Annotated in this window: 6 protein-coding genes and 3 pseudogenes; all 9 read left to right on the plus strand. The window is 27.5% G+C overall.

Annotated elements, in window-relative coordinates; all coding sequences use genetic code 11:
- The first annotated feature begins 153 nt into the window (after positions 1-153).
- Positions 154-309, plus strand: coding sequence for a hypothetical protein (locus tag JCM14822_RS20740; protein WP_157047879.1), 156 nt, complete (start codon positions 154-156; stop codon positions 307-309).
- 113 nt (positions 310-422) lie between these two features.
- Complete coding sequence (locus tag JCM14822_RS17720; RefSeq protein ID WP_054743909.1) at positions 423-1,709, plus strand: radical SAM protein; 1,287 nt, start codon at positions 423-425, stop codon at positions 1,707-1,709.
- 35 nt (positions 1,710-1,744) lie between these two features.
- Positions 1,745-2,182, plus strand: a complete 438-nt coding sequence (locus tag JCM14822_RS17725; protein ID WP_054743910.1) for a hypothetical protein — start codon at positions 1,745-1,747, stop codon at positions 2,180-2,182.
- 17 nt (positions 2,183-2,199) lie between these two features.
- Positions 2,200-2,472 (plus strand): annotated as a pseudogene (locus tag JCM14822_RS25275) (hypothetical protein); the annotation flags it as partial.
- Between the two features lie 15 nt (positions 2,473-2,487).
- Complete coding sequence (locus JCM14822_RS17730; RefSeq protein ID WP_054743912.1) at positions 2,488-2,955, plus strand: SPASM domain-containing protein; 468 nt, start codon at positions 2,488-2,490, stop codon at positions 2,953-2,955.
- A gap of 53 nt (positions 2,956-3,008) precedes the next feature.
- Positions 3,009-3,736 (plus strand): annotated as a pseudogene (locus JCM14822_RS22220) (ABC transporter transmembrane domain-containing protein); the annotation flags it as partial.
- A gap of 231 nt (positions 3,737-3,967) precedes the next feature.
- Entirely contained in the window at positions 3,968-4,555 is a 588-nt protein-coding gene (locus JCM14822_RS22225) for an ATP-binding cassette domain-containing protein (protein ID WP_242861557.1), read from the plus strand.
- A 379-nt stretch (positions 4,556-4,934) separates the two neighbouring features.
- On the plus strand, positions 4,935-5,246 hold the full coding sequence (locus tag JCM14822_RS17745) for a helix-turn-helix domain-containing protein (RefSeq protein WP_054743917.1): 312 nt from the start codon (positions 4,935-4,937) through the stop codon (positions 5,244-5,246).
- A 3-nt stretch (positions 5,247-5,249) separates the two neighbouring features.
- Positions 5,250-5,517 (plus strand): annotated as a pseudogene (locus JCM14822_RS17750) (IS21 family transposase); the annotation flags it as partial.

Below are 5,517 nucleotides of genomic sequence, written 5' to 3' on the forward strand. Positions count from 1 at the left end.
TATATTATTAAATTTTATTATAATTAAGTGTTTAATGAAAATAAATTATATAAATAATATTGTGTTTTTTTTGAAAAACAGTATACAATAAAATTATAGAAATAATTATTAAATTGTAATTATTTAGCGTTATTAGGAAGGGAGGATGATAATATGTCAGATGCTACAGTTTTAATGGCTTCACCAACTGTAGGTTGTTTTCTTATATGTGGTGGACTTTGTGCTACAGCATGTGCAGCTGATACTATAAGCCCTATTGCAGATGTTGTTGGAGCAGGTGCAGCATATACATCAGCAGGAGGCAAGTAAAACATTAGATATAAAGTTAATACATAAAAAAACAGATACCACTTGAATAAAGCTAATATTTGGGTGGTATTTTTTATGTAAGAATAAATAAGCTCTGATTGGAGAGGAATAATATGAATGTTATAGAAATAGTTTCTTTAAATGGAAATAAATATATTTATAATTGTAAATACAATATAGTTCAATCAAAGAGTCAATATAATGAAGAAGAATTAGATGAAATGGCTAAACGATATTTTACACAGCGCCCGCAGATTTCAAAAGATGCTTTTATGAATGATAATACTCAAGAACAATATTTAGGTTTATGTTTAGTAATGACTGATCAGTGTAATTTTAGATGTAGTTATTGTATAAACTCTAGTGAATATAATTTTTCTAAAGGCTATAGCAATTGTAATATTTCAATTGATACTATAGACAAAGCATTAGAATTGTATGTAACTAATTATAAAAAAAGTTTAGAGTGGAATCCCAAAAATAGGTTTTCAATTACTTTTTATGGTGGAGAGCCTTTATTACAGTATGACAAAATATGTTATACAATAGAAAAAGTTAAGAAGTATTATAAGATATTAGATGCTCAATATACCATAACTACAAATGGATATTTATTGACAGAAGATAAGGTGAAATATCTTATTGATAATAATGTATACATTAATGTAAGTATTGATGGATATGAAGAAATTCACGATTTGAATAGAAAGACTATTGATAATAAGCCTACTTTTGCTAAGGTTGTATATAATTTTATGAATGCTAAAGCAATTGCACCTTCTAACATGCTAGGAATCTTGATAACTATGGATTATCAAGTTAGTCCTATTAAAATGTATGAGTTTTTTTTAGAAAATAGAGATCTAGATGAATCTATTATTAGAGTAAATACAGTTTCAGGGATAAATACTAATTATCACAAAAAATATTTTCCATATAAGAATTATATGGAAGAAATGAAAACTTTGTTGCATGAATATTTAAAAGCAAATACAAATGTAAAATTTGTTGATGAACTTTTTAGATTTAAATTAGCAAGTATATCAAACAAATTACAATTTAGTGATAAAACATGTGCGATTTGTTCACCTTTAAAATCTAAATTAACTGTTTCTGTTGAGGGGAATTTACATATATGCGAAAAGATAAATCAAAATTATAGTATTGGAAATGTTGAGAGTGGAATTGATAAAGAAGTTGCGTATGGGTATTATGAAAACTTATGTAATATTCGAAAAGAAAAATGTGCTAATTGTTCCATTAAAAATTTATGTGATATATGTTATGCAATTTTAAATACGGATGGGAGTAGGTTTACACTAGACAAAAACTTTTGTAAAAATCAAATAGAAGAGATAAAGTTATTACTGACATATTACTGTACAACATTAGATTTGTAAATAAAGTTGGTTTAATAAGAAAGGAATTGGTATATATGTATAATTTAGCAAATTTTATAGTAGAGAATAGAGGGAAAAATGGAGTGGTTCTACTAAATACTAAGTCGGGAGAATACATATCATTTAATACAGTTGAAACAATTGAATATGATAAAATAATGCAGGATGAAGCTAATAATAATGAACATATAATGCTAATAAATAAGTTATTAAGAGGAGGATGGATTGTAGAGGTAGAAAATCATTGTAAAATAGAATTACCTTTTAGTATGGATTTTGCGTATGATGAATCTAATATATCTGCATTTAATATGAGAAGAGTAATTATTGAATTAGATACAAAATGTCCGTTGGGGTGTTATTTTTGTGATGAACATAGTGATGCACCAGTTGCATCGTGTTTTTGTAAGAAATGGAATTATCAAGCAAAGTCATATAATTATGAAAAGCTAATTGAAAAAATGATTTTTTAGGAGTAAGAGAAATAATAATATTAGGGGGAGATCCTTTTAATAATTTAAATAGCTATGAAAATATAAAAGCCATATTAGATGAGGTAAATAAATTAGGTCCTAGTGTTGTAGTAGGTATTGCAGTTAATGGATATACATTAAATATTGATATAATTAAAACACTAAGTATTTACAGAAATTTATGCTTCAATATACAACTCATAGGTTGTAATGAAGAGCAATACTATAAAATTACTAAAATAAAAGGTATTTATGACAGAGTATTAAAAAATATTCTCTTAATTAAAAAGTTTAATATTAACTTGATGTTAACATTATTAATTAGTGATCCTATGATGGATGAAAAAATGGATGAAATTAAATCATTAAATGTGCCAATAGTTAAAAAGTTTATTTATAATATTCCAGTTTTATCTAAAGAAATTTTAAATGATTATAATCAGCGTATACAGAAAACAGATTATTTAACTTATCAAGTACGAAAAAATGTAAATAGTTGTTTATATGGGCAAATATTTATTGCTGCTAATCAAGAGATTTATCCATGTCCTTACTTAAGAGATTTTAAACTAGGCGATTTACATAATGATACAATATCCTCTATATTACATAAAGGGGAATATAGGAAGTTTTGGTATATGGCTAAATCAAAGATTAAACCATGCAATGATTGTAAGCATAATGTACAATGTTTTGATTGTAGGGCTATTGAATATTCAGTAGAGAAAAAAATAGATAGTGAATATTATTGTAGTCAGAGGGAGTTGTTTTGATGATAAGGAAATATAAAAAAACAATATTAGCAAGTATTTTAGTTTTTAATATGATGATTTTATCATCGATTATTTGTATATATATACCTATTATTAATAAACAAATTATAGATATAGGAATAATGAATAAAGATATCAAGGTAGTGGTAAAATTATTGCAAGTAATATTTTTACTATATTTACTTAATTTTGTATTAAAATTCATAAGTAATGGAATTATTTCTAAAGCTGGAACAGATATGACTAAGATGCTTAAAGAGCGTATTATTTCTAAGGTGTTCAGATCCCAAATGTCTTTTTTGATCAAATAAGCAGTGGAGAGTTAGCAGAGAGAATTAGAGAAGTAGATGGAATTTCTATATTCTTCACACCTATATGTCTTAATATTATTAGTTCTATTTTATCATGTATAGGGGGAATTATTGTAGTATATAGAATAAATCCTTATATTTTGCTATTTTATTGTCCGGCGTTACCAACTATTGGAATAGTAGCGTATAAAGCAGCACAAAAATATAGAGATAGCATAATGAAAACAGCACAGTTAAGAAGTTATTCTAGTGGAGTTATGTATGAAAGTATTGAAGGAATAGCAGAAATAAAGACAATGAATAGGATTAAAAGTAGAGCAGAAGAAATCAATAGTATTAATGAAAAAATATATAAGCAAACATTTTGGCAGAATATTCATTTTACACTATCTAGTGAGTCGATAATACTACTTAATATGTTGATATCTATTGGAATAACTTTATTGAGTGCTACTTTAATAATAAATAATAATATTAGTATAGGACAATATTTAGCAGTTACTCAGTATACGAGTATAATATTAGCACCAGCTCAATTAATATCTTCTGCATATACAAGTTATCAACCAGCAATTGCATGCCTAAAAAGACTAAAGTATTTTGATGCATCAGAAGAGCAAGATATTGAGGCAGGAGTAGATATAGGACAAATTCAAAGTATTGGAGTAGAATCAATTACATTTTCATATAATGAAGTTCCAGTGCTTAAAGATATAAACTTTTCAGTAAGTAAAGGGGAAAAATTAGCAATAGTTGGAGCAAATGGTTGTGGAAAAACAACTATTGCTAAGCTTTTATTGGGATTATATGGAAAATATACAGGAGATATAAAATATAATGGGAAGAAATCCTGTGAGTTTTCCCTAAAAAGTATTAGGAGAGAGATTGCAATTGTATTTCAAGAGACATTTTTATTTAATGGGTCGTTGATGGATAATATAACATTTGCTGTCCCTAATATTGATAAACAACAGGTTGTTAATGTTCTTGAAAAGTGTGGAATATTAAATACAACATCACAGCAAGAAATAGATGAAATGTTATCACTACCTATATTGGAGGGAGGAAAAAATTTATCAGGAGGTCAAAAAAGAAGAATAGCACTCGCACGTGCATTAATAAAAAAACCTAGCGTGCTTATATTAGATGAGGCAACTGCATATCTAGATGGAGATTCTCGTGAGGTGCTTAAAGAATTTATATGTAAAGATTTAGAGGACTTAATTTGCATAATAATAACTCATGATACTGATGTTGAAAAATTAGCAGATAAGACATTGAGGTTATAAAATATATGGGAGAAACTTTCATGAAGTTGCAAAACATAGAGAGGTGGAATACATAATTCATTGACAAATTAGATTTTGGGAATCATAGTAGATTAATAAATGGTATTATAAAATATGTAAGGGGGCAGATTTAATCTGTCCTCATTTTTCTATTGAGGGATAATTACAACTGAGTTTATAAAGACTGTAAGTAAGATTATTAGGGCAACAATTATTTCAAGAGTAATAATAAATATTTTGGTTCTTTTAGCATTATTACTTAATAGTTGTATATGATACTCTAAAATGGAACCAGAAATACATTTGAAAATGGAACCACTTCAATCTTATAATCCATATGTACAAACAATTACATATGGGGTGATATGGAGTAATTACTTTGATACAGAAACAAGAAATTATTATGGCAGCTCTTAATGGAAAATCTCAAAGAGCTATTGCTAGAGAGTTTGGCATAGGACGTAATACGGTAAGAAGATACATTAAGCAATACTATGCTTCTCGAGAAAAACTCATTGCAACAAATCCTCAGTCTGAAGATTTTCCTTTAATTATTCAACAAGTAGTAGAAAAACCTAAATATGATACCTCTTCTCGATCAAAAACAAAGTTAACACCAGAAGTTATGCATAAGATCCAGATGTATCTTGAGCAAAACCATGAAAAAAGAGAACACGGCATACATAAGTAGCAAATGAAGTCTATTGATATTTATGAAGCTCTTAAAGAACAGCATGTTGACATTGGATATACCACTGTTTGTAAAGCTGTTAGACAACTCAATAAACAATCTAAAGAAGCCTATATTAAACAAGAATATAAGCTTGGCGATGTGTGTGAATTCGATTGGGGTGAAGTGAAGCTTTACATCAATAGTGATAAGCCAACTGTTTATCAGTTAGCAGTCTTTACAACTGCAAAAGGTAACTTTAGATATGCAAGACTCTTTCGTTCTCAGAAAG

It is taken from the genome of Cellulosilyticum ruminicola JCM 14822, from assembly GCF_001311925.1.
GTDB classification, from domain to species: Bacteria; Bacillota; Clostridia; order Lachnospirales; family Cellulosilyticaceae; genus Cellulosilyticum; species Cellulosilyticum ruminicola.

Bases quoted from the DNA above. Each gene is read 5' to 3' on its own strand.
- JCM14822_RS20740 (WP_157047879.1), top strand. From the start codon at position 154: ATGTCAGATGCTACAGTTTTAATGGCTTCACCAACTGTAGGTTGTTTT.
- JCM14822_RS17720 (WP_054743909.1), top strand. From the start codon at position 423: ATGAATGTTATAGAAATAGTTTCTTTAAATGGAAATAAATATATTTAT.
- JCM14822_RS17725 (WP_054743910.1), top strand. From the start codon at position 1,745: ATGTATAATTTAGCAAATTTTATAGTAGAGAATAGAGGGAAAAATGGA.
- JCM14822_RS17730 (WP_054743912.1), top strand. From the start codon at position 2,488: ATGTTAACATTATTAATTAGTGATCCTATGATGGATGAAAAAATGGAT.